Source organism: Leptolyngbya sp. FACHB-8, from assembly GCF_014695575.1.
Classification (GTDB): Bacteria; Cyanobacteriota; Cyanobacteriia; order Elainellales; family Elainellaceae; genus Vacuolonema.
This window is the reverse complement of record NZ_JACJOO010000030.1, coordinates 1-22854: the sequence shown is the minus strand read 5'-3', so window position 1 is coordinate 22854 and position 22854 is coordinate 1. Positions and strand designations below refer to the sequence as shown.

Here is a 22854-nt window from a genome sequence, read left to right as displayed (position 1 = left end):
GGATTGCTGCCCGTTAGTGAGTGTGGTCTGCCAGTGCTAATTCGGAAGCAGCATCATGATCCTGATCGTGGTTGTGGCTATGAGAGATGCGGTTGGCTCGGTAAGTGCCTCCTAAAACGACCTGCTGACGCACCCAATCAAACCACTCTGTTAAGCCTTCACCTGTCTTGGCTGATACAGGAATGATGGTGCAGTGCGGATTCATCTGGCGTACATTCGCCACAATCTGTTCCACATCCACATCCAGGTGGGGAGCTAAATCCATTTTTGTGATCAGCAAGCAGTGTGCTTCCTGAAACATGACTGGATACTTCAGCGGCTTATCTTCGCCTTCAGTAATGCTTAGAAGTGCTACCTTCGCGTGTTCTCCCACCTCAAATTCAGCAGGACACACCAAATTACCCACGTTTTCCACCAGCACTAAATCAAACTCGCTAGGGGTGTACTCGTGCGCGAGACGATGCAGTCCTCCCGCCACCATCTTCGAATCCAAATGGCAAGAACGCCCGGTGTTAATAGCAATGACGGGGACACCGTATTGACGAAGGCGATCGGCATCCAACTCGGTGGTCATATCGCCTTCAATAACGGCAATCTTCAACTCGGCAGCAAGGGTACTCAAGGTGCGCTCTAACAAAGCTGTTTTGCCTGCGCCGGGGCTGCTCATGATGTTGAAGCAGGTAATCTCCCATTCATCGAAATGGGCACGATTGTGATCAGCACCTTCCTGATTAGCGTGGAGCAAGTTAATCCCAAGGGCGGCGTCAAAAGTTTGATGCATGGCAGGTTTGAGGAGTAAGGATGTGGAGTGTGCAGCAATAGTTTTAAGCGCAAGAATGATCGGCCTGAGCAGGTATGGCACCTTCCACGCGATCGATCTTCAACTCGCGGCCTGAGCGAATGTCTTCCATGGGAGATTTGCAGGTAGGACAGGCGTATTGAATACCGATTTCAGGGCTGTATTCGCCCTGGCAGGTGTGGCAGAAGGCAATGAGTGGCGTTTCCCGAATTACAAGCTCTACGCCGTCGAGGAAGGTGTTGCGGGTTTGAACCTCGAAGGCGAATTGCAGGCTAACGGGTTCGACGCAGGTGAACTTGCCGACAACTAAGTGGACGCGGGCGATCGCCGGGCACCCCTCTCCTTCCCACCAATCCTTGAGGGTGAGAATCAGGGCTTTGGCCATATCGGTTTCATGCATAGCCGGAAAAAGGGGTGAGGGTGAGCAGGTAGGGACGTTTCACGGAACGCCCCTATAACGGCGAACTTATGTCCAGGCTTGATCCACGTTCATGTTGCATTCTTCGTGGATATAGGAGGGCTTCTCCTTACGAGGCAGTTGCCCAGACAGTACCAAGTGGGCCATAGCATCGCAAATCACCCGAGTCGCCATGAGTGAGGTCATGTCGCTGATGTCATAGGGGGGTGACACTTCCACGATTTCCAGTCCACAAACCGGGGCACGCTGGATGATTTTGCCCAGTAGTCCCAGCGCTTCCCGAGGCAGCAGGCCACCGGGTTCTGGCCAACCCGTACCCGGGACGAACCCTGCGTCGATGCAGTCAATGTCGAAACTGATATATACGCAGTCGGTTCCATCTAGCGCCCGCTCTAAGGCAAATTCTGCCGCTGCATCAATGCCGATTTCAGTAATGTCTGTAACGGTCAGAATGTTGGTAGAGCGCTCACGGCATACCTTCACGCCGGGACGAGGCACTTGCCAGCCACCGATACCCAACTGCACCAGGTTCTTTGCCGGAGCATTCGCCATATTGGTGGCGTGGAACCAGGGGCAGGTGTGCATCCGCTCATCCAGGTCGGTTTCCTGCGTGTCAACGTGGCGATCGAAGTGAATGATGCCCACTTTTTTATCGCCCAGATGACGGCAGACACCACGCACAGTTGGAAATCCGATGGAGTGGTCGCCACCTAAGATGATGGGGAACGCGCCGGAACTAAAAATGTGAGCAATCCCTTTGGAAATTTGATCAAAGGATTTCTCGTTGTTGGCGGGAATGGTGAAGATATCGCCCACATCGCAGAGAGTGATTTGCTCCCGCAGGTCAACACCCATCTCGAAGTTATAGGGCGTGTAGAGTGCGGAGATGCGGCGAATACCCTGGGGACCGAAGCGGGTGCCGGGACGGTAGGTGGTACCAGAGTCGTGGGGTACGCCAACGATCGCCACATCATACTCCCCTACCCTCCGCACATCCTCCAGGTAGGGAGCTTTCATGAAGGTGTTGATACCTGCATAGTGAGGCAGTTCGCCACGGGAGAAGGTGGGAATGGTGCGATCGCGAATACTCTCCGCCGCTTCCAACCCATACTCCAGTCCCTTGTTCACCTCCTGTTGCCAGCCGGTGAGGGGAAGGCGCGACTCTAGCTCCAGCGCCCGCTGAGCTTCGAATTGTTGAGCGTTAGCATCTGGGCTTTGAAACAAAGACGGATCTGTCATGGCAGGTACGAGGGGTAGATAGTCAGTCGGGCGATCGCATCGCAATAACCCGTAATCGGTCAGGCAGGCACCAAAACAAAGCCCAGGAGACACTGCAAGCAACGTTTGCAGATCTCCCGGGCTTTTATCCCGCCGTGTAGCTGAGCGCTGTAATACTGCAATCGATCGGCAGTATTACTGATCAGCCTGCTTCTCTCGGACCAGCCATTCAATACTCAGGAATTGAATCGGAACCCTAGAAGCATCTCCCTATTCATAGTTCTGGTTATAAACCCGTGTTGTTTCTATGCAGAAACTTAGGTTGAGACTATAGAACCAGGGAACGCAGAAGCGAACTGTGCTGGACGATACATTTTAGACTGGTGCAGTAAGGGCGATCGCCAAACCCTTGACCCAGTGCAGGGTTAGCTCTAACGCTAAGACGATTCATGCCCTTGTGTAACGACACTACCCAAACCTGCTCCAAACCCCACAGATGCGAAGCGGCTTAACACATCACCTGCAAACCTCCTTGTCTAGGGGGTCTGGGGGAGGGACGCCCGTCCTCCAGACGGGAGGTTTGGAGGGCGACGCGCCTCCAAGCCAGGTTTTTGCAACTCATCAAGAATCTAGAGAAGACTTATGCATTTTTAATGTGTGAGGTATGTGGAGCAAACCTCACACATTAAAAATGCATAAGAAAAACACCCCTTCCCAACGGGAAGGGGTGTTTTTCTTATGCAAAACGCAGCAGCTTACTTAACGGCAACCTTACCGCCAGCTTCTTCGATTTTCTTCTTAGCTTCTTCAGCAGCGTCCTTCGCAACGGCTTCCATGACAGCCTTAGGAGTCGATTCAACAACTTCCTTCGCTTCCTTCAGACCCAGACCGGTCAGTTCACGAACGATCTTCAGAACTGCGATCTTCTTATCGGCGGGAACTTCTTCCAGAACCACGTCGAATTCGGTCTTCTCTTCAACTTCTTCAGCGGGGGCAGCGCCAGCACCAGGGGCCATCATCATCATGCCGCCAACGGGAGCCGCAGCGCTTACGCCGAAAGCCTCTTCAATCTGCTTCACCAGATCAGCGGCTTCCAGCAGAGTGAGGGACTTCAACTTTTCCAAAATTTCATCGGTTGCAGCAGACATTAGGGTAACTCCTAAGATGTGTTTGATGTCTCGAACAGTGTGTCGAACGTTTTCCAGGGCTAAGCCTGAAACCTATCGCAGTGCCAATTAGGCTGCTTCGCCGCCTTCTTTGTCTTTGTCGGCGTATGCCTGAAGGGCACGACCCAGGCCGGACGGTACTTCTTTGATACCGACAGCCACCTTGGTGGTAACGGCATTGATGGCACCGGCAATCTGGCCCATGAGTTGCTCTTTAGAAGGCAGGTCACCGATCGCCTTTACGTCGGCTTCGCTCAGCGCCCGGCCTTCCATTGCGCCACCCTTGATTTCAGTCTTCTTGGTGGCTTTTTGGAAATCCTGATATGCCTTAATGGCTCCGCCGATATCGTCCTTCAAGAACAGAAAGGCAGAAGAATCCTTGCAATGGGTCGTAATGACTTCCCAGCTGTCGTCCCCTGCAACGGCCTTCCGCATCAGGGTATTCTTCGCAACGTGGCAGGATGCACCCGCAGGACGCAAACGGCGACGGAGATCGGTAATTTCTCCTACAGAAAGACCTTTATAGTCAATCACAACCGCCATTTGAGCCTGGCTCAGTTCTGCTTTCAGCTCCGCCACGAGCTCCTTCTTGTTTTCCAATGTTCTACCCATTCGTTCTCACCTCCTTATGTTGGGTAATGTGGAAACTTGATTCATCCAACCAGCAAAAAACCCGGCAATTGGCCGGGTTTCAGTTCACACTTGGGAATACCCAGCGGATGGGTATTCCCAAATAAAACTTCAACCTCGGCAGGAAATTTTAAGCGAGACGCTCCTGCTGTCTCTGGCTGGTGGATTCAGTTGTTAACGGTTTGTCAGAGGCAATCTCCAATTAGTCGAACCGAAAACGAACTTCGAAAACTTACAAATTAGGCGGCAGCATCTGCCTTCAGGTCACGCAGAGCGTTGACGTCCACTTCGATGGATGGCCCCATGGTAGCGGAAACGAAGATGGATCGCCAGTAACGACCTTTTGCGCCAGTGGGACGGTTCCGGTCGATGGTCTCTTGCAGCGCCTTCAGGTTAGCCAGCAAATCTTCGGTGGGGAAGGTTGCTTTGCCAAACATAACGTGGACAATACCAGTACGATCCGCACGGAATTCTAGTTTACCCGCTTTGAATTCGGCGATCGCCTGACCCAGATCAAAAGTTACCGTACCACCTTTGGGGGACGGCATCAAGCCCCGGGGGCCGAGGAGACGACCTAACTTCGCAACCTGGGGCATCATGTCCGGGGTCGCGATCAGAACGTCGAAGTCCAGCATACCCTTCTGGATTTCATCGATCAGTTCTTCAGAACCGGCACGATCCGCACCATTGTTGTTCGCTTCGGTTACTTTTTCGCCTCGGGCGATAACCGCAACGCGCTTATCCTGGCCAGTGCCCTTGGGCAGCACAACCGTAGTACGCAACTGCTGGTCGGTGTACTTGGGGTCGATACCTAAGCGAATATGAGCTTCGACAGATTCGGGGAACTTAGCCGTCGCTGTTTCCTTAACCAGATTCAGCGCTTCCAACGGCTCGTAAGCCCGATCCTCAACTTTCTCTACCAACGCCTGCAAGCGTCGTGACAAACGTTTTACCATTTTTACTCCTTCGGGGTGTTAGCGAAGAATTTCTTCTCCCCCAACATGGTTGACAAATTCTAAATTGAGCGGAATCTTATCGCTTAACGGTAATACCCATGTTACGGGCTGTACCTTCCACGATTTTCATCGCCGCATCGACATCATTAGCGTTCAGGTCAGGCAGCTTCTTCTCAGCGATTTCACGCAACTGAGCTTCGCTGATCGAACCCACTTTCTTCTTGTTCGGTTCACCAGAACCCCGATCAACTCCAGCAGCTTTCCGAATCAAAACGGAAGCGGGAGGTGTCTTCAGAACAAACGTGAAGCTGCGATCTTCATAGACCGAAATTTCAACAGGAATAACCATGCCAGGCTGATCAGACGTTTTTGCATTGTATTCTTTGCAAAACGCCATGATGTTCACCCCGTGCTGACCCAGGGCGGGACCCACGGGTGGAGCAGGGTTGGCCTTGCCGGCATCAAGAGCCAATTTGATAACCGCTACAACTTTTTTTGCCATTGATGAACTAGCTCTGCTTTTGAACTTGATTGAATTCCAACTCCACCGGCGTGTCGCGGCCAAAGATTGACAGCAGAGCTTTCAGCTTGCTGCGCTCAGGGCTGACCTCAATGACCTCACCTTCGAAGTCTTTAAACGGACCGGACAACACCATGATTTTGTCCCCAGCCGCCATGTCGATTTTCACGACCGACTTCTGTTCCTGTGTCCGCTTGAAGATGCGCTCAACTTCCGCGTTTGACAGCGGCATGGGCTTTACGTGCCCGCGCCCCCGGCCATAGCGACGCTTCTGTTCTGCACCTACAAAGTTGATGACGTTGGGTGTATTTTTGACGATTTGCCAAGCATCATCGTCCATCACCATACGCACCAGCACATAGCCGGGGAACACCTTCTCAGCGCCTTCCTTCGGCTTGTTGCCCTTTTGAGGTTTCAGGATAGGAGTTTGGGGGATCTCAATCTGGATGATGCGGTCAGACACATCAAGTGTCTTGATCCGTTGTTCCAGGTTGAGCTTGACCCGGTTCTCACAGCCCGAAGCGACCTGCACAGCATACCAACGAGCGGACTTGTGGAGAGCGGCAATGTCGCTCTCAGTTAACTCGCCGCTCGGCTGGGTTAACACATTCTCGTTGTCGGAGTCGTCTGACACATACATAGGTTAAAACACCTGATGGGAGGCCCATGAAAACAGGTTATCGACCAGGTAAATCAGGGTGGCAGAGACAATAACCATCAGCAAAACGGCAACTGATTCACTGATTAGCTGCTGCCGGGATGGCCAGACAATTTTGCCTAACTCTTCCCGAGCACCTGCCATAAACTCTGAGGCGTTCAGCCCAGAGCCTTCTTCTGATGCTTTTGTGCTAGCTGCTTTTGTCTCTTTTGTCTTGGTTTCTTCTTTTTCAGCCACGACCTTAAAGCCCCCTTAAATCTGGGTGTCGGAGGGTACCAAGACGCCAACTCGTTCAGGCATAGCCTGAAGCTGCTCAATCACTTATGCCATGATGCTCCTGGGAGCAATTGGCGTGAAGAAGATTCGGACAGCCCCTGTGAAATTTATCAGTGTTAGAGATCTAACTCTAAAAATTCCACGTAATATACGGGCAAAAATGGCGCTTTCCCATCATAACACCCTGTAACGTTTATAGGGCAGCTTCGATTGAACCCTAGAAAACCTCAGTTTTACTAAACTGCTGCTCCTTGTGGAGGCAGCAATCTAGCACTTCACAAGGTGCCAAGGGTGCCAGGTAAGATGTGATGGGCTACTAGTACGCTGAGGCGGAAATCCATCACTTATGTTTTTGTGTGGAGTGCGAAGCACCCCACACAAAAACATAAGTCGCGAACTTAGGCCGCAGTAGCCTACTAGTGACAACGAGAGATCTTACTGAGAGATAATTGAAGGGAGCAAAGCAGGCTTTGAGCGCTGCTCGTCTAAAACCTCGTGGTACAAGCTCTCCAGGTGAGTAATGTTTCGGCTGAGCGTGTAGCGTTCTAATACGCGCTGTCGCGCTTTCAATCCCAGCATGGCTGACAGTTCGGGGTGATCTTGGAAGAGAGGTAATAGAGTTTGGAGCTGCGTAGAGACCCGTTGGGTACCGAGTACAACTCCGGCCCCATTTTCGAGCACTTCACCGTCTGCCCCGGCATCAGTGGCTAAGCAAGCGACGCCACAGGACATAGCTTCTAACAGGGAGAGCGAAAGCCCTTCTACTAATGAGGGCAAGATGAAGACGTCAGCCCCTCTCAACAATTCAATGCGCCGTTGTTCTTCTGCAACGAACCCCAACCAGTGAACTCCTTGTTCTGGACCGTAGAAGGGCATAAGTGTTGCAGCCAGGGGGCCGCTGCCGACGATCGCCAACTTACTACCCGGCTTCATTTTGGCTCGCTTCCAGGCCTTGAGCAGAGATTCGACGTTCTTCTCGGGAGCAACCCTTCCCTGATAGAGGAAGAGGCGATCGGCCTTCAGGTCAGATTTGATGGTGGAGAAGCCAGCACAATACTTATCGGCATCCACCCCGTTGGGAATGACCGCAACTACGTCAGCAGGAACCCCTAGACGGATCAGCAGCTCCTTTTGCAGATTGGAAAAGACAATGACTCTCTGGTAGTTGGCCAGACAAGGAGCATAAACCTGATAGGTGAGGTGCTGGGTACCTGAGGTGAGATTGCGAACCCGATGGTCGAAAGGTGGATGGAAGGTCGCAATGAGTGGTATGCCCAGCTCCTCGCAGATTTCTGGAAGGACAAAGTCGAGTGGGGAGAGTGTCAATGAGGCGTGAACTACATCGGGCTTGAGCCGTTCCAATGCTTGGGTCAGAATTTTGCTGGAGCGGGGTGATGGAATGGTATAAATCTGCGAGTGAAATAGGCAGGGGAGGGAAACCTCTTCACCCTCATGGGCCGGGGTGTTACCAGGGCTTTCCTGGGCGAAGTGAAAAAAACTGACCCGGTGGCCTCGCCCTAACAGAGCATTTGTAACTTCACGACTGTAGGTAACATTGCCGCAAAAGGGCGACTTTTTTCCGAGCCAGGCTATATGCATTAACTGATACGGATCAACGATCTGAAGGGAGCTTTTATCGTTCGATACAAAGCAAAATGCTTATCTTGTTACAAGTTAATCATTGTTTAATCGTTTTTGATACCAACGGACGGGACAGTTTTTGGAAAACCTTGATTTTTCGCACGCTGTATCCATGCAAAATCAAGGTCTTCAACAAGCGTCCTAGTGCGATCGCCCACCTATCCAAAATACGTATAGCCTTACACACGTTTGTTTACTTAACCTTGGGTGGGGATAAGCCCAAGTGACCTTTTTGGTATGCCCAAAGCGCACACCAAAAAGGGCTTTTTCGAGGGGTGCACTTCGCACGCCCCTCGAAAAAGCCCTTAACCCGGACTCAGGTTGCTTAGGGTGAGCTCTTGCGAGAGAGGCTAAAGGTGAATAGGCCGCTGGCGATCGCCAATCCTGCCAGGGCCAGAAACACAACCCGCAGTCCCAAGAAGGTTTCAGCTATGCCTGCCAGGGCTAAAGGTAAGCTCAGGGCAATATTGACGGCATTGTTTTGCAAGCCAAACACCTTTCCTCGCATATCTTCAGGGGTTTGTTCCTGAATGGTTGTTTGTAGGGGGACACCAACGGCGGCAGCACTGGCACCTAAGCAGACCAGGGTTAACAAAGCTGGAACAAGTTGCTGGGTAAACAAGGAGAGGACTGCTAGAGAAGCACCCAAGCCAATGGCGCCATAGAAGCTGAGCCGTTCTCGGGAGAAATCGTGCCCAATATGCCCGACCAACAGTGCCCCAAGACCCATACCGATGCCACCGGCAGCTAGCAGGAAGCCAAATTGAGAGGAGGCCAGTGTTGGCATGACCTCAGCCATCCGAACGGCCAGTACCGCTAAGGCTGCGAAGATGGAGAAGAGCATCACCAGTTGTAGTAAGGCTGCCCGAACGCGAGGCTGGCTGTTGAGATAGCGCACACCATCACGGATTTCTTGCCAGACAGGAGGTTGCTCTCGGTGCGGGCGATCGCTCGGCTCATGGGGCCGAATCAACAACAGCAGTACAGCGGCGATGACATAGCTGCCACCTACCAGCAACTCTTTCCCTAAGTTGCCAGCACCAATAGACGGGGCGATGACGCGATCGGCCAGACCCAGCAACGGTTCACCGACAGCAAAGCCAATGATCACCGAGGCCATCATTGTTGTGGTGTAGAGGGAATTGGCAGAGAGGAGATGACGTCGCTCGACCAGTAGAGGAATAATGGCCTGTTCTGCGGGGGAGAAGAACTGAGTCAGGGTTGAAACCAGGAATGTGACTGCCAGCAGGACGCCAAAATCTATGGGAACTCCGGCGATCGACCCTACCCCAGCAACGCCCAGCAACAGCGGAAGTAGGAGTACCAGCACCCCACGCAGCAGATTGGTCAGAACCAGAACCCCTTTTTTAGGCCAGTAATCGACAAAAACCCCGGCGACTGAGCCAAAGAGCACCGCTGGAATGGTGAACGCCACCATGATAGAGGACACCCACCCACTCACCGTTTGCCCTGTGCTCTGAATCTGAGTGGTGATGATCATAATCATCAGCACCAGGTAGACTTTGTCGGCTAACTGAGAAAAAACTTGTCCACTCCAGAGCGACAGGAAGTTTGTATTCCGGAGTACAGGCCAGAAACCCCGTTCAATGGCAACCTCAGCTTCTGCTTCAGTAGGGGGCGATATTCCAACCGGTTGGCTAGTTGTAGGGGATTCTGGGTTGGAAGCGGCCGTGTGCCCATTTTGTGACCCAGTTTCTGTGGACTGAGTATCGGAGCCACTAACGTCCTCTTCGGTCCCATCCAAGTGATGATCCGATTGGGGTGGCGCAGCAGAACGTGCGCTGACCCCGTTATCGTCTAGATTTGCGAGTTCGCAAACCTCTTCCTCGCCCATTTTGGACGCTTTGTAGGAGATGTCTAAATCAGAGTTAAACCGTTGCATCATGCGTGGGGCAAAACCGTAGACGGTAACGGAGCAAAGCACGAGTCCATCAGGCTGGCTGATTGAATGGTGCGTTCAAGGTGGTACTGCGCGTAGTAGCGCAGAGCTCGCTCCATAGCAAGCCATGTTTCAGACGGGTAGGCGGAAGCCACAAAGGGCTCCTCTGACCCGGTTTGGGGCGATCGCCCAAGTTGACGAAGTAAGGCCAACTCATTAGCGGTCAGACGGGTTCCGGCAACAGGAGCCCGAGAGCGGTAGGAGCCTCGAGACTGTCGCACGAGGGTTCCTTCTTGAACATCACGACGTTCAGGGGTGGGAGCAGACTGGGTTTGAAAGGCACTTGGTTTTGGTTCCGGGGACGTACTTCCTGCTTCTCCCTCACGGGTGCTGTTTCTATTGTTAGCGAATGGCACAACATCAGGGAAAGCCGGATCATCTCCTGTGGGAGCGTATCGTTCCCGGTGAGTGATTTTGTCAAACACTGAAAGTTGCACCAAACCCCCTGCGGCGGGGTGAAACCCAGCCTGCCAGCGAGCCTGAGTGTTGCCTTCCGCAATGGGCTTGCGCGTCACTGAGCAGAGTTCGACCTCAGGGGCGACCCCGGCTAACCGTATCATCTGCATAATACCTTGCACGAGCAACGGAAGAATGTCTTCACCATCCGCTTGTTCAAGCTGGCTCAAACTAGCCTGCAGAGTGTCGAATAAGTCGTGCTGGGGTTGCTCACTGAGAGCCTGATAGAGGGCAAGTTCTGCTAAATATTGAGCAGCAGTTAGCTTCCGTAGGTCCAGGCTTAGTTTTGGAAAGGATTCCAAACTGTCGGCCTGAATAATTTTGTCGAGCCCTCGCCCCTTCGCCAGGAAGAGATCGTTGACCACAAACAACCCACTACGCCCGCGTAACCCTGACTCATGTTTGCGAGAACCGGGCGCGACGGCTCGGAGCAGGCCGTACTCACGGGTGAGTATGGTCAGGAGGCGATCGCTCTCCCCCATCGGTACTCCCTTCAAATTGATTCCTGTTGCCTTATAGGTTCCTGGCATGTACCTGCTCCGTAAATGGGGAGTTGAGAGCTGACTAGTATTCTTGCAGCGTCTCCTCCTCCACTTGGCTTAGATCGAGCCCTTCCAATTGGTTGATCAGTTGTACTCCCTGAGAGGTTCCCAACCGGGTGGCGCCTGCCATGACCAGGTCGAGGGCCTGCTCCACCGTACGGATACCTCCGGAAGCTTTGATGCCGATGCGATCGCGCGTCACTTCTTTTAGCAAACGCACATCGGCTACTGTTGCGCCACCAAGCCAACCTGTGCTGGTTTTGACGAAATCAGCTCCGGCATCCATACTAATTTCCGCTGCCAGCTTCTTTTCTGCATCCGTCAGCAGACCAGTTTCAAGGATGACTTTCATCACCTGTCCGGTTTCGGCTTTAATTTCGGCCAATTCTTTGTAAACAGCTTCGGATTGCCCCGTTTTTAACAAACCCAGGTTTAGTACGACATCTAGCTCGGTTGCACCGCTCTCAGCCGCTTCCTGGGCTTCGTAGAGCTTTACGGCTGAGGTATTGGCCCCCGTGGGAAAGCCAATAACGGTACAGACGTTTGGAGATTTATTTTTGAGCAAATCTACAGCCTGACGCACATAAGTCGGTAAGACGCAGACAGCCGCAAACCGAAAGCGATCGGCTTCCTCACAAATTTTGGCGATTTGCTCCGGTGTAGCGGTTTGGAGGAGAAAGGAATGATCGATCAAGCCTGCCAGATCGAGATCGACATACGGTTTAGCCATGGGTTGCTTCTATCCGGAGGGCAAGGGAGTCACTCTTTCCATGCTTCCACAAGGGCTTCCGAATTGACAACCTGAAAGCAGATTGAAAAGCTATATTAATCAGATGTTTTGCGCCTCCACCAATAGGACAAGGTCCCAAAGCTAGAAACCGCATTTACCGACAGTGCTGTCGATAAATGCGGTTTCTAGCTTTGGGGGTCAAGGGGCGAGATTAGACCTGCACCATAGGCAGGGCGACATCATCATGCTCGACGACAAAAACGTTGGAGTACAGGTTGGCAATGATCTGCTGTCCCTGCTGAGTTAGTGCGAGGTACCGGAGACCATCCTTCACATAGGGGAAAACTCCTTTCCAGTAGAAGGTGGGGTAGTTTTTCCGCAGGTCACCGGGGTGGCTGTACCCCAAATGCTGGTTCACTCCAGTTTCTTCGAATTCGTAGTAGAGTGCGCCAATCTTCTTGAGGTAGCGGGGGTCACTGAGCTGACCGATGAGGTCGGCGGCCCGCACTAGCCCAGGATAATTCATTGTGTCCTGGTGATCCTCATCGCTCGGGACAGGGAAGCGAGTCAACTCAATATTCTTTTTCACGATGTCAGCGTCGATCAGACGGTTGCTACCAAACCGCTCGTCTACAAACAGCTTGGCGCGATCGACGTGATAGGGAGTCAGGCTGGCATCAGAGGCCCCTGCTGGCAGGCTTACTCTGTGCTCGCTCTGGCCTGTAGCGTAATAACCATCCCGGTCTTCACGACAAACGCCCTTGACGTAACCAATATCATGGCAAACCAGGGAAACGATAAAGTGGAGCCAGTCTTCGCAGGACACCCCCCCTTCTCGGATATGCTTACCCCGTAAGATTTCCTGACCAACGAGGGTAACGAGAATGGTGTGCTCGACGTTATGGTAGAGGGCATCACTGTTGGCGATGTTTTCTAGCGCCATTGCGCCAACCCAACCAATAATGTCCTCATAGTCAGACTTTAAGCCCCCATAGGTATGGCGGTATCCCTCCTTGAGCTTGGTCACGAAGTCGGAAATCAGGAGTTCTGTAGCGTTAAACATCTGGAAACCCAGCCTAATGTTATTGAAGGGTTTGCTAAAGAATAGCGGAAGATTCTCTAGGGTTAACGTAGCTTAGTTTTCATTCTGGATCGGTGACGAAACCCCTGGGATATGGAGTGATTGCTATCACACCTTAACCTACTCAGGAAACCTCTTTTAGCATAAGCCCTTAAAGACTGGATTGAGAGGGGTGACACGATTTCCCTGGAAGCAGTGAACGTGAGTCTACGCCTTGATTTGGGCGGGAAACCTCTGTGCGTTCGAAGGAAAAATTAATGCATTCAGAAAATCTACTCACAGTGTTCCCTTCAAAAACACCTGAGCTCCCATAAATTTCCTGTAAATCCCTAACTTTCCCTGATGGGAACAAATTCTGTCAGGCCAAGAATGAGACGGGATGCGTAGAATCGCGGCTGTTTTCGGAAAGAACTGGAAGAAAACAACTCAACTTACGTATTCATTACCGATTCATTCACCTGGGAACGCCCACCATGACGGCTGACTATTTTCGTATTGCAACGGCTGACTTTTTCCAAGATTGGAGCAACACAGGGCAAATTGTGGAGGCTGATAACTGGAGTGGTGTTCCCAGCATTCAAGGGTTTCGAGGCGATGGCTTGACTGGCAGTATTGGGGCTAGCCCGCAACTGATTCTTTTAGATGGCAGTGGTACCCCCATAGATGTCAATGCCAACGAGATTGCTCCTGGATTCCTGACAGTAGGTGGGGTCGCAGAATTTGAATTGGTTGATGATCCTACCGTTGCTCTAAATGGTTCGGGCACAGCGGATGCTCCGCATATTGTTCTCTACCTTGATACAACGGGTGTCACCAACATTCAGCTTTCATACCGCCTACGAGATTTAGACAGTTCTCCTAACAACTCGATTCAGCCCGTCGCTTTGCAGTACCGCATTGGGGATGCAGGCGAGTTTATGAACTTACCAGCAGGGTACGTGGCCGATGCCAGTGGTGGCCCTGATACGGCTACTCTTGTCACCAACGTTAGTGTGGCGCTTCCTGGTGCTGCTGAAAACAAGGAGCGGCTTCAAATTCGCATCATGACGGCCAATGCGAGTGGGAGTGATGAGTGGATTGGAATTGATGATATTCGCGTCACGGCTACGCGGCCCTCTTTGACGCCGATTGTGGCGATCGCCCCCCTCACCTCTACTCTCACCGAAGGCAGCGGCTCCCCAGGCCAGTTCCAAATCAGCCGCACTGGCAGCGATCTCAGTCAAGAATTAGTTGTGCAGTATCTGATCAGTGGATCGGCATCCGGTGAAGATTATGGGCCAATGTTGACGGGAACGGTGGCGATCGCCCCTAACGCAACCAGCACGATCCTTGACATTACAGCTTTGGATGACAGCCTCGTAGAAGGGGATGAAACGCTTATTCTCACCCTGGTGGACGGGACGAACTATGATTTGGCGTCCTCAACCCAGGCAACTATCACACTGTTAGATAATGATGGTCCACCCGCTCTGCCGGTCGTTACGCTTCAAGCGATTGATGCTACTGCCTCTGAAGCTGGCAGTAATCCCGGTCGCTTCCGTTTTACCCGCACAGGGGATACCAGCACGGCTCTAACCCTCTACTATTCCATTGCGGCAGGAACCGGGCAAGCAACCCCGACCGCAGACTATACCAGCCTGAGCGGAGCCATTGTGATGGCTGCCGGAGCGACTTACGCGGATCTGCCGATTACTGCAGTGGATGACAGCCTGGCTGAGGCTACGGAAACGGTACAGCTATCGTTGGTTGCTGACAGTGGCTATACGATTGGCTCCGTCAATTCGGCAACGGTGACGCTGACTGATAATGATCCCTATTCAATCTTTCGAGGAAATGCGGCGGCAAATACCTTAGTTGGGACGACAGGAGCCGATTTACTGCTGGGTTTTGCAAGTAACGACACACTTTCGGGTGCGGCAGGTAACGATACGCTGAATGGGGGCACAGGGGGCGATCGCCTTTCTGGGGGCACAGGGCGCGATGTATTTGAATACCAGGGAGCTGGTCAGGCATTAGCCTTGGCTAACTCCCGCTTGGCCCCGATGGATCGAATTATGGATTTCAATGCGGCAGGGGGCGATCGCATTCGTCTCGACTATGACGGCAATCCTGCGACAAGTAACCGTCCGGTTGGCCTTTTTAACGCAGGCCTGCAACGAACGGCAACTTTGGCTGCTGCTGCTCAGGCTGCTTATCGGGATAAGAATGCGCGCCAGGGTGGAATCCAGGGGCTACGGGCAAGTGAGGGCGTATTCTTTGCCTGGCAGGGACGGCAGTTTTTGGCAGTCAATAACACTCAGGCAACCTTTGCTGCCTCGGGGGACTTTGTGGTTGAGGTGACAGGCATGCGCTTTCAGTCGGGTGACTCAACCCTGGGAGCGCTTGCCGTGGCCCGCTACTTTGTTTGACTAACTGAGCATGTTGCAAATAGGTGGTTGGTTGTTGTGAAAGAGATGCTGGACACCCTCTCACAACAACCACACGTCTAGAACGTTGATTAAGTACGGTGGTGTGGGGCACGAAGTGCCCCACACCACCGTTGTTGTACTTAACGCACTTGCACATGGCTATAGATGTATGGATGGGATGTGGTGAAAGAGGCACGAAGTGCCCCTTTCACCACATCCCATTCACACGCTTTAAATATGACCAACGAACTCAACCATCGGGAGAAAAAGTCCGGTTCAACCCGTGGAAACATGAATTCTTTTTCTAAGTAAGAAGTCTTTGCAAAGTCTTGCAATTTCAAGGTTTTAGGGATTTAGCCTCTCCCTGATTCGCCATACAATTTTCATACAGTCAACGAACTTTCATAGGCCTGGTGGTTTTTGTGCCTTCTCCTATGAGAGTTTGCCCAATTGACTAAACAGAAAATTCCTTCCGATTGGGTTGGCGATCGCCCTCATTTGAGCCGCTCACCAACCTAATCGGTAAGGCTCTCCCCTATTCCGATATGTCATATTCCAAATCCTGGGCGTCCGCTCTGCTGCTAGCAGGGATGGGAGTTCTTGCGTCTGTTGGTATAACGGCTAATGCTGAGGCTGCCCCAACGGAGCCAAAGTTTGCCAATCTTGTTCTGGTTACGCCTACGACTCGTGCCGTGCAACAGGTCTCTCAAGGTTCCTCTATGGAACCAGCGCTCCCAACGCGCATTCCTCCGCTGGCAACTACTGAGTACTTTACGGCCGTATCTACGGTTAATTACCTCTCAACAGTGGAACGCGAGATCGTAGCGGAAACTAATCGTCTTCGAGCTGAACCCTCCCGTTACGCCGATGAACTGGAAAACTTGAGGTCATACTTTGATGGCAACTTGCTGCGGTTGCCTGGTTTGCCACCTATCGAGACGGTAGAAGGCGTGGCGGCCGTGGACGAAGCGATCGCCGCCCTCCGCGATACGGCTCCCCTGCCTGTGTTAACTCCATCCCCAGGGATGTCTCATGCTGCTCGGGACCATGTCAGGGATTTGGGGTCGCTCGGAGCCGATGGCCACTACGGCAGTGATGGCAGCACCCCTTTTGATCGACTGAATCGTTACGGTTCCTGGGAAGCCGCGCCAGGAAGCCAGGCTGGAGAAAATCTCAGCTATAGCCCCATTAATGTAGCCCGCTGGCATGTCATGCAATGGATCGTCGATGATGGAGTTTCTAACCGAGGCCATCGTCAGGCAATTCTGCGGCAAAATTACCGCTATACCGGCATTTCCTGTGGTGAGCACACTGTTTATGGAACGATGTGCAGCATGACCTATGCCAGCGATTTCATTGAGGGCAGTGAGCGCTAACGGCTAACCGAGAGCTCGCGGCTTGTACAAGGGGAGGATGGGAGCAAGCCTATCCTCCCCCTGCTTTATGTGTATAGCCTTGGTCCGGTTAGTGAGGACATCAGAAGCTATTGAGTGGAGGAAGACGCTCAAGCCTGGAACAATTTTGCACTTGGGGGATGATACAACTCCCATCAATACTCAACATTCTCGCCATTTTTCTCAAGGCCTTGATTTTGTATACGCGACGCACACACAAAATCAAGGCCTTGAGAAAAATAGTAGCAATTCTCGTTTTGAAATCAGACCCGAAAACCGCGCACCTTTGGCGCGCGGTTTTCGGGCATCAAAGCTAAGAGTTCACGCCCTACGGGCGCGAACTCTTAGCTTTGATGCCCATACTGAGAATTGCTGGAAAAATGGTGAAGGTATTGATACTGAGACATGTTTAGATCATCGAGATGTCAATATCTGCGATGCATAAGCTCAGGCAGTTGGTTGAAAGCATGGCTTGAAGTGTCATTGCATCGTTGATCTGAGTAAGTATTGAGCTCATCTTTCCAGTTGATTCACGGCTTACTGCAACTCTGGACGTTACCGAACCCATCGTTATGAAACCTGCTGGAATTCATCACATTGCTATTATTTGCTCGGATTATGAACGCTCTAAACACTTTTATGGAAAGGTCTTAGGATTTCCTATCATTCAGGAAACCTACCGAGCTGAGCGCCAATCCTACAAACTTGATTTGCGCGTTAATGATCAGGCACAAATTGAACTGTTTTCCTTCCCGGATCCCCCGGCGCGTCCTCAGTATCCGGAAGCCTGTGGTTTACGTCACCTGGCATTTGCCGTTGAAAGTTTAGACGAAGCGATCGCCGACCTGACTTCTCAAGGCGTTGAAGTAGAACCCATCCGCCTTGATGAACTGACAGGAAAACGGTTCACCTTCTTCAAAGATCCTGATAATCTCCCCCTGGAACTCTACGAAACCTGAGTTCAGGTTAAGGGCATTTTCAAGTGCCGCGCAACGCGCGGCACTTGAAAATGCTCATTTTGGTGTGCGCTTTGCGCACGCCAAAATGAGCACTGCAGCTTATCCCGAACTGAGGTTACGAACTGTAGTTGGTATCAGCTGAAAGTGAACAAATTCGAGAAGGGTAATGCATGATGCCCTTCTCGAATTTGTCTTTGCCTCAAACTGAAGTTGATTTAAGTGCGAGGTTGGCAGTTATAACGACGGAAGCTATATCCCTCGGTTCGGCGGCGCTTCGTGTCAACGGCACACTGCTCGTCCTTCAAAACATCCCGCAATTGTTGATCGGAGACGGGGGCAAAATTAACTAGCCACAGGTCAAAGGGGCGTACATGGGTTTGTAAGGTTTCTTGCAGCGTCAGGATAGCCTGATTGGGATTATCAGCCGTGTGGGACGCCAGCAAAATTTCTGGTTCAGGGACATCGGGTATTTGCTTTCGCCATTCCAGGGCAACGCCCATCATCCGCCCGGTTTGGCTATGAGTGCGATGGGCCATGGCCAGAAGAGTAGAATCGGCGGGCTCGTCCTTCATCCACCGCACCACAACATCAGGCTGGTGGGTTTTGCGGAAGCCTAAGTCGTTGACGACGAGGAGAGAACCCACTAAACCCCAGGCCAAAACTGTTGTGATAAACCCAGCCTTTGCCTGCTGCCAGCGACGCAATCCCTCAGCAGGTCGTAAGGTTGAACGATATTCCAGGCTGGCCAGGGCAGCAGCCGCTAACACAATGACGGCGGGGTAGTAGACAAAGGTGTAGCGGAAACCCAGGGTCAGGTCGAGGTTGAGGAGATAGGCCGAGGCCAGGAAGATCGCGATCGCCCCCACAACCATTCCGCCCAGGATAATCAGAGGGAGTCGCCATTCAGGTTGCCTTAACCCTCGACGCAGCCCCCGGTAAAATTTTGGGAATGACCAACTCACCAAAGCCAACAGCCCCACTCCTGAAAGAATGGCGACCCAAAGCTCTCGGGCTTCTACTGGAAGCAAGTAGAACATGGCGCCGAGGCTGGCGATGATCCGTCCTGGAGGTGCCAACCCATCCAACCATCCCTGAGACTCTGGGGTAATCCAATCGGTGAGGGCACTATTCTGAACGTTTTGGACGACGGGAACCCAGACTAGCATCGTGGCAAGGGTGCCAAGCATAGCCACGGCAACACGGTTCCAGAGCTTTAGGGGGAGGTGATCATCCTGGCGGTATCGGGCGATCGCCAGGGCCAGCAGCACTAGCCCCTCAGCCACTAGCGTGAAGGCCATGAAGTAGTGTGTGGCAAACCCTAGAGCATTGACGACAATCCAGGCGAGACATACCCACCAGGACGGTGGATTTTGGTGTGCCAGCTGGCGGCTAACGGCTACCAGGCATGCCAACGAGGCTGTTACCCATAATCCTGCCAGGGTATAGTGACGAGCCTCCTGAGCCAGATAGATGCCAAACGGTGAGACGGCTCCCAGAACCGCGGCCAAGTGGGCTACGCGGAGTGAACCAAAAGCAAGCCACGCTAAGCCAAAAAAGGCAGGAATACAAAGGGTGCCGAAGATCGCGGAGAGCGATCGCACACCCCACACGGACACTAGCCCCTGTACAGAAGGAAATAACTCCAACCATTGATGGGTCAGCACAAAGTAGAGCGGTGGATGGTTGCTCTCTGTCAGCAGATGGCGAATCGTATCTTGAGCGGTTGCGGTGGGGTCTGGCTGTAATGGTGCGAGGAGATCCGCCATGGGGATAACCTGGTCTAGAGGCACCGTGCGAAAGCTGTTACCCAAACTGAAGACGATAGTGGCAAATTCATCCGTCCAGACAGGCTTGCTCGTCAGGTTGAGTAAGCGTAGCCCGAGGCCCAGGGCAATCCAGAGACCCAGTAATGCAATATTTTGAGTGGTTTCGTTCCACGCTTTCAAAGCTTACCTCGCTTCTGGGATGCCACGCTTTCTACAGCAGGGGCCACGAACCCAACAATTTCCTGATCATATCGTTTGGGAAATTGGAATTTGTTTGCGGGGAAACAGGACGCTACGTAGCCTGTCACATAGAGTACGCACAATAAAAAAGCGGTGACATTGTCATCGCTTTTTTATTTCAACTCCCCCGGCTGGATTCGAACCAGCGACCAATCGGTTAACAGCCGACCGCTCTACCACTGAGCTACGGAGGAATGCCCGTTCAAACTTTATATTACCGACAAACGCATGGCCTTGGTCATAAAAAAGAGGGGGAAGCTTCCGCCCTCTTTTTTATTTCAACTCCCCCGGCTGGATTCGAACCAGCGACCAATCGGTTAACAGCCGACCGCTCTACCACTGAGCTACGGAGGAACGCCAGTGCGAAATTTATATTATCGATAAACGGTTGTTCTTGACAACCCTTACAGCCCTCTTTTTTAAAGATTTTTTTGGAAAATCTGAAAAGCCTTGCTGTAAGAGCTTTCTAGAAACAGCTTGGCTTTACTGTCGTCTTGCGCTGGTTCAAAATCAAACCCCCTATTTTTTCGCTTTGATAGAGTAAAAATAGGAGGTTTGATTTTGTTGCAAAAAATGATTGTGCCCTCAAGGACTGGGAGGTGCTTTCCGTTCTATATTCATACGCAACTCCACCAACCGTTTCTGAGCCGCTGGGTCGAGACCATTCATCAGGAAGCGACCCGAGGATTTTTGATTGTGGGAGTGGCGTTTGCGAAATTGGCGTTCGGCCAGAGCCACTTCAGTCTGCAATTGTTGGGCCGACATCCAGTTAGCTCCGTAGCCCTGAACGGTTTGCTGGTGGGCGCGGTCGGAGGTGGCGACAATAATCTGTTGGTGCGATGCTTGGATCGCCGATCGCAGCCGACAGCAGATCAACTCAATATAGCTATCGGCGGTTTGGCGGTAATCGGTGTAATAGACGGAGAAATAGGAGTTTAAGACCTCACGGTTGCCCTGAGTCATCTGATAGTGGGCATCAAAAACGACCTCTGTGGTGTAGTCGCGGGAGGCACTAAAACTAATCAGAATTTCGATGAGTTGGCGGCGCGCTTCTTCAAGGCCATGGCGATCGCGCACATCGGTGAGATCTGCCCAGGCCCCAATCATGTTGTAACCGTCGACCAGCAACATGGCTGGCGGCTTTTTGCGCGGCATTGGAAGAGGTATGTGTGGTTAAGTGAAGCGAAACCTACCTCATCATCCCTTTCTTTATTGCAATATGTAAATATTTCATCTTGTAATCTATAGATGTTTCTCATACCTGGCGATGTGCAGGTGCATTCAGTACAGCAACGGAGCAGCCACGCTGGCCGAATGCACTAACGACGTGGCTTCAGTAGGAAATTCGCACCTTCTCCTGAATATGAAAAAGCTTGCTGTACTGCGAGATGTCCTCATGGAGGGCATCTCGCAGTACAGCAAGCAGATACTACAGAAAGCTTCCCTGCAGCTCCATCATGCGTTGTTCAAGACGGATGGGGTCGCCTTGGTCGACGACGCGGCCTTGGTCCAGTAAGAACGCTCCATCACAGTAATCGAGCTCCTGCAATCGGTGGGTGACCCACAGAGCAGTGATGCCCCGTTCCCTGACAATGCGCTGTACCTGTTTCACCAGGTCGATCTGGCTTTCAGGGTCGAGCAGGGCGGTGGGCTCATCTAGCAGCAAGACTTCGCAGTGACGGGCGATCGCTCCCGCAATGGCCACGCGCTGCTTTTGCCCTCCACTCAAAGCGTAGATAGGGCGCTGCTGGAGGTGCCGCAAGTTGACGGCTGCGAGGGATTCTTCCACGCGATGCCGTACTTCCAGGGTGGATAGACCATCGCTGCCCAGGCTAAAGGCCACATCCGTTGCCACGGTGGGCATCACTAGTTGATGATCAGGATTCTGAAAGACAAACCCAAAGGGTTTTTGAATTTCTAGAGTTCCACTCTGGGGTTTGAGCAACCCCCCCAATAATTTCAACAGCGTAGATTTTCCACTGCCATTAGTGCCCAGGAGCATCCAGAATTCGCCCTTGGGCACAGACAATGTGCAAGATTGCAAAATGGGCGCATCATCCGACCAGCTAAAGGAAAGGTCGTGGGTTGCGATCGCCAAATCGGTCATAGGGGACGAACTACTCACCCGCCGTTAGTGCAAAGAAGCCAGGGGCACGGCCCGAGGTGCTACCGGCACCGGCCTTGTCAGAAACTTGCACTGCAATCACTTCGCTTACAACCATTGTGATCCGCTTGCTGGCTTCTTTTTCACAGGTGAGTTCTAGAACTTTAGGATTGCCGTTGGCGATCGCCTCCGTGATTTGTTTGTAAACCGCTTCTGCATCTTCGGCAGCCTTCCGCTGCACCGACAGGATGGAAGGGGTGTTTTTCAGCACGACATCAATCATGAACATGAGTTTAATTACCTAGCCCTGCAAAACGTGAATCCAGATCCCAGTATCTCAAATGTTTCGAAGACCGGGGGGAAATCTTGAGTTCTCTTCTTTTATGAAGAGTTCTATCAGATTCTTAGAAGTTCAGACCGTCATACTTGTAGTTTGCGGAAAAAACTATCGATATTTCAATAAACTGTCCGTCTCTTGAAGTGGTTTTTGCTGCGCATAAATACTCATTAGGATGTGGCGAACTCAACTTGTTAGCTCACATAAGAAGGAGAATTTCGTTAAGAAAAACCTCTTGAAGAGATCGGCAAAAGAGCCTGTAGTGCTTACCCAGCAAATATTTCATCGATCTTCCTTAAGATATAGCTTTCCTGTGGGAGATCGGTATAATGATAAAACAGTAAAGAAAAGTAAACACTCCTTACAGGTTTCGTTATCTTCTGCATTTGCAGGACGACGCTCTGTAAGAAGCGAACTTATCCATTACCTACTTTTTTAATTCGGAGATTTGCGCGATGACCATAGCAATGGGACGGGCGCAAGAGCAGCGGGGATGGTTTGACGTCCTCGATGACTGGCTCAAGCGTGACCGATTCGTCTTCGTCGGCTGGTCTGGCATCCTGCTGTTTCCCTGTGCTTACCTGGCACTGGGCGG

The 22854-nt window shown here is 52.0% G+C and carries 21 protein-coding genes, 2 tRNA genes, 1 pseudogene, 1 riboswitch and 1 other annotated feature; of the genes and pseudogenes, 4 read left to right on the top strand and 20 right to left on the bottom strand.

All coding sequences use genetic code 11. The features are described 5' to 3' along the window. Positions 1 to 13 precede the first annotated feature (13 nt). From hypB to H6F91_RS06045, 14 genes are all read right to left on the bottom strand, one after another. The gene (gene hypB / locus H6F91_RS06110) at positions 14 to 781 is read right to left on the bottom strand and encodes a hydrogenase nickel incorporation protein HypB (protein WP_190770461.1); all 768 of its coding nucleotides are present in this window, start codon (positions 779 to 781) and stop codon (positions 14 to 16) included. A gap of 43 nt (positions 782 to 824) precedes the next feature. After that, positions 825 to 1199 (bottom strand): hydrogenase maturation nickel metallochaperone HypA, encoded by a 375-nt coding sequence (hypA, locus tag H6F91_RS06105; protein ID WP_190789256.1) that lies wholly within the window; start codon positions 1197 to 1199, stop codon positions 825 to 827. A 66-nt stretch (positions 1200 to 1265) separates the two neighbouring features. Then, positions 1266 to 2456, bottom strand: a complete 1191-nt coding sequence (locus H6F91_RS06100; RefSeq protein WP_190770480.1) for an agmatinase family protein — start codon at positions 2454 to 2456, stop codon at positions 1266 to 1268. 111 nt (positions 2457 to 2567) lie between these two features. Continuing rightward, positions 2568 to 2706, bottom strand: a riboswitch (guanidine-I (ykkC/yxkD leader). A gap of 484 nt (positions 2707 to 3190) precedes the next feature. Further along, positions 3191 to 3583, bottom strand: coding sequence for a 50S ribosomal protein L7/L12 (gene rplL, locus H6F91_RS06095; RefSeq protein WP_190770459.1), 393 nt, complete (start codon positions 3581 to 3583; stop codon positions 3191 to 3193). Between the two features lie 87 nt (positions 3584 to 3670). Next, positions 3671 to 4213 (bottom strand): 50S ribosomal protein L10, encoded by a 543-nt coding sequence (gene rplJ / locus H6F91_RS06090; protein WP_190770458.1) that lies wholly within the window; start codon positions 4211 to 4213, stop codon positions 3671 to 3673. A gap of 44 nt (positions 4214 to 4257) precedes the next feature. Beyond that, positions 4258 to 4407 (bottom strand) — a sequence feature (ribosomal protein L10 leader region). A 63-nt stretch (positions 4408 to 4470) separates the two neighbouring features. Continuing rightward, the gene (gene rplA / locus H6F91_RS06085) at positions 4471 to 5187 is read right to left on the bottom strand and encodes a 50S ribosomal protein L1 (protein WP_190770457.1); all 717 of its coding nucleotides are present in this window, start codon (positions 5185 to 5187) and stop codon (positions 4471 to 4473) included. 76 nt (positions 5188 to 5263) lie between these two features. Beyond that, complete coding sequence (rplK, locus tag H6F91_RS06080; protein ID WP_190770456.1) at positions 5264 to 5689, bottom strand: 50S ribosomal protein L11; 426 nt, start codon at positions 5687 to 5689, stop codon at positions 5264 to 5266. Between the two features lie 7 nt (positions 5690 to 5696). Then, on the bottom strand, positions 5697 to 6347 hold the full coding sequence (gene nusG / locus H6F91_RS06075; protein ID WP_190770455.1) for a transcription termination/antitermination protein NusG: 651 nt from the start codon (positions 6345 to 6347) through the stop codon (positions 5697 to 5699). A gap of 3 nt (positions 6348 to 6350) precedes the next feature. Further along, positions 6351 to 6527, bottom strand: coding sequence for a preprotein translocase subunit SecE (gene secE / locus H6F91_RS06070; protein WP_242035657.1), 177 nt, complete (start codon positions 6525 to 6527; stop codon positions 6351 to 6353). A 549-nt stretch (positions 6528 to 7076) separates the two neighbouring features. Next, complete coding sequence (locus tag H6F91_RS06065) at positions 7077 to 8240, bottom strand: glycosyltransferase family 4 protein (protein ID WP_190770453.1); 1164 nt, start codon at positions 8238 to 8240, stop codon at positions 7077 to 7079. A 367-nt stretch (positions 8241 to 8607) separates the two neighbouring features. Further along, entirely contained in the window at positions 8608 to 10188 is a 1581-nt protein-coding gene (locus tag H6F91_RS06060) for an MFS transporter (protein WP_190770452.1), read from the bottom strand. Beyond that, positions 10185 to 11228 carry a DNA repair protein RecO gene (recO, locus tag H6F91_RS06055; RefSeq protein ID WP_190770451.1) on the bottom strand — a complete coding sequence of 348 codons (1044 nt, stop codon included), beginning with the start codon at positions 11226 to 11228 and terminating at the stop codon, positions 10185 to 10187. The genes H6F91_RS06060 and recO overlap by 4 nt, the downstream gene beginning before the upstream one ends. Positions 11229 to 11262: 34 nt before the next feature. Continuing rightward, the gene (deoC, locus tag H6F91_RS06050; protein WP_190770450.1) at positions 11263 to 11970 is read right to left on the bottom strand and encodes a deoxyribose-phosphate aldolase; all 708 of its coding nucleotides are present in this window, start codon (positions 11968 to 11970) and stop codon (positions 11263 to 11265) included. Positions 11971 to 12181: 211 nt separating this feature from the next. Further along, a complete protein-coding gene (locus H6F91_RS06045) occupies positions 12182 to 13033 on the bottom strand; it encodes an Npun_R2479 family HD domain-containing metalloprotein (protein WP_190770449.1) in 852 nt (283 codons plus the stop codon). Positions 13034 to 13524: 491 nt separating this feature from the next. Between H6F91_RS06045 and H6F91_RS06040 the strand changes: the two genes are divergently transcribed. The 3 genes from H6F91_RS06040 to H6F91_RS06030 all read left to right on the top strand — a co-directional run bounded on the left by H6F91_RS06040 (position 13525) and on the right by H6F91_RS06030 (position 17812). Then, positions 13525 to 15459, top strand: coding sequence for a Calx-beta domain-containing protein (locus H6F91_RS06040; protein ID WP_190770448.1), 1935 nt, complete (start codon positions 13525 to 13527; stop codon positions 15457 to 15459). Between the two features lie 545 nt (positions 15460 to 16004). After that, complete coding sequence (locus H6F91_RS06035) at positions 16005 to 16835, top strand: CAP domain-containing protein (protein WP_190770447.1); 831 nt, start codon at positions 16005 to 16007, stop codon at positions 16833 to 16835. Positions 16836 to 17425: 590 nt separating this feature from the next. Beyond that, the gene (locus H6F91_RS06030) at positions 17426 to 17812 is read left to right on the top strand and encodes a VOC family protein (protein ID WP_190770446.1); all 387 of its coding nucleotides are present in this window, start codon (positions 17426 to 17428) and stop codon (positions 17810 to 17812) included. 215 nt (positions 17813 to 18027) lie between these two features. Here the strand turns inward: H6F91_RS06030 and H6F91_RS06025 are convergent, their stop codons facing one another. The 6 genes from H6F91_RS06025 to H6F91_RS06000 form a co-directional block, all read right to left on the bottom strand. Next, the gene (locus H6F91_RS06025; RefSeq protein WP_190770445.1) at positions 18028 to 19758 is read right to left on the bottom strand and encodes a glycosyltransferase; all 1731 of its coding nucleotides are present in this window, start codon (positions 19756 to 19758) and stop codon (positions 18028 to 18030) included. 182 nt (positions 19759 to 19940) lie between these two features. Further along, positions 19941 to 20012 (bottom strand) — tRNA-Asn (locus H6F91_RS06020). Between the two features lie 88 nt (positions 20013 to 20100). Beyond that, positions 20101 to 20172 (bottom strand) — tRNA-Asn (locus tag H6F91_RS06015). Between the two features lie 231 nt (positions 20173 to 20403). Further along, complete coding sequence (locus H6F91_RS06010; RefSeq protein WP_242035656.1) at positions 20404 to 20949, bottom strand: NYN domain-containing protein; 546 nt, start codon at positions 20947 to 20949, stop codon at positions 20404 to 20406. Between the two features lie 298 nt (positions 20950 to 21247). Continuing rightward, positions 21248 to 21925 carry an ABC transporter ATP-binding protein gene (locus H6F91_RS06005; RefSeq protein ID WP_190770479.1) on the bottom strand — a complete coding sequence of 226 codons (678 nt, stop codon included), beginning with the start codon at positions 21923 to 21925 and terminating at the stop codon, positions 21248 to 21250. Positions 21926 to 21935: 10 nt separating this feature from the next. After that, entirely contained in the window at positions 21936 to 22211 is a 276-nt protein-coding gene (locus tag H6F91_RS06000; protein ID WP_190770443.1) for a hypothetical protein, read from the bottom strand. 503 nt (positions 22212 to 22714) lie between these two features. On the opposite strand from H6F91_RS06000, the pseudogene H6F91_RS05995 reads away from it, so the two are divergent. Next, positions 22715 to 22854 (top strand): annotated as a pseudogene (locus H6F91_RS05995) (photosystem II D2 protein (photosystem q(a) protein)); the annotation flags it as partial.

Excerpts from the sequence above, each read along its gene's own strand:
- hypB (WP_190770461.1), bottom strand. The coding sequence starts at position 781 with ATGCATCAAACTTTTGACGCCGCCCTTGGGATTAACTTGCTCCACGCT.
- hypA (WP_190789256.1), bottom strand. The coding sequence starts at position 1,199 with ATGCATGAAACCGATATGGCCAAAGCCCTGATTCTCACCCTCAAGGAT.
- H6F91_RS06100 (WP_190770480.1), bottom strand. The coding sequence starts at position 2,456 with ATGACAGATCCGTCTTTGTTTCAAAGCCCAGATGCTAACGCTCAACAA.
- rplL (WP_190770459.1), bottom strand. The coding sequence starts at position 3,583 with ATGTCTGCTGCAACCGATGAAATTTTGGAAAAGTTGAAGTCCCTCACT.
- rplJ (WP_190770458.1), bottom strand. The coding sequence starts at position 4,213 with ATGGGTAGAACATTGGAAAACAAGAAGGAGCTCGTGGCGGAGCTGAAA.
- rplA (WP_190770457.1), bottom strand. The coding sequence starts at position 5,187 with ATGGTAAAACGTTTGTCACGACGCTTGCAGGCGTTGGTAGAGAAAGTT.
- rplK (WP_190770456.1), bottom strand. The coding sequence starts at position 5,689 with ATGGCAAAAAAAGTTGTAGCGGTTATCAAATTGGCTCTTGATGCCGGC.
- nusG (WP_190770455.1), bottom strand. The coding sequence starts at position 6,347 with ATGTATGTGTCAGACGACTCCGACAACGAGAATGTGTTAACCCAGCCG.
- H6F91_RS06065 (WP_190770453.1), bottom strand. The coding sequence starts at position 8,240 with ATGCATATAGCCTGGCTCGGAAAAAAGTCGCCCTTTTGCGGCAATGTT.
- H6F91_RS06060 (WP_190770452.1), bottom strand. The coding sequence starts at position 10,188 with ATGATGCAACGGTTTAACTCTGATTTAGACATCTCCTACAAAGCGTCC.
- recO (WP_190770451.1), bottom strand. The coding sequence starts at position 11,228 with ATGCCAGGAACCTATAAGGCAACAGGAATCAATTTGAAGGGAGTACCG.
- deoC (WP_190770450.1), bottom strand. The coding sequence starts at position 11,970 with ATGGCTAAACCGTATGTCGATCTCGATCTGGCAGGCTTGATCGATCAT.
- H6F91_RS06045 (WP_190770449.1), bottom strand. The coding sequence starts at position 13,033 with ATGTTTAACGCTACAGAACTCCTGATTTCCGACTTCGTGACCAAGCTC.
- H6F91_RS06040 (WP_190770448.1), top strand. The coding sequence starts at position 13,525 with ATGACGGCTGACTATTTTCGTATTGCAACGGCTGACTTTTTCCAAGAT.
- H6F91_RS06035 (WP_190770447.1), top strand. The coding sequence starts at position 16,005 with ATGTCATATTCCAAATCCTGGGCGTCCGCTCTGCTGCTAGCAGGGATG.
- H6F91_RS06030 (WP_190770446.1), top strand. The coding sequence starts at position 17,426 with ATGAAACCTGCTGGAATTCATCACATTGCTATTATTTGCTCGGATTAT.
- H6F91_RS06010 (WP_242035656.1), bottom strand. The coding sequence starts at position 20,949 with ATGTTGCTGGTCGACGGTTACAACATGATTGGGGCCTGGGCAGATCTC.
- H6F91_RS06005 (WP_190770479.1), bottom strand. The coding sequence starts at position 21,925 with ATGACCGATTTGGCGATCGCAACCCACGACCTTTCCTTTAGCTGGTCG.
- H6F91_RS06000 (WP_190770443.1), bottom strand. The coding sequence starts at position 22,211 with ATGTTCATGATTGATGTCGTGCTGAAAAACACCCCTTCCATCCTGTCG.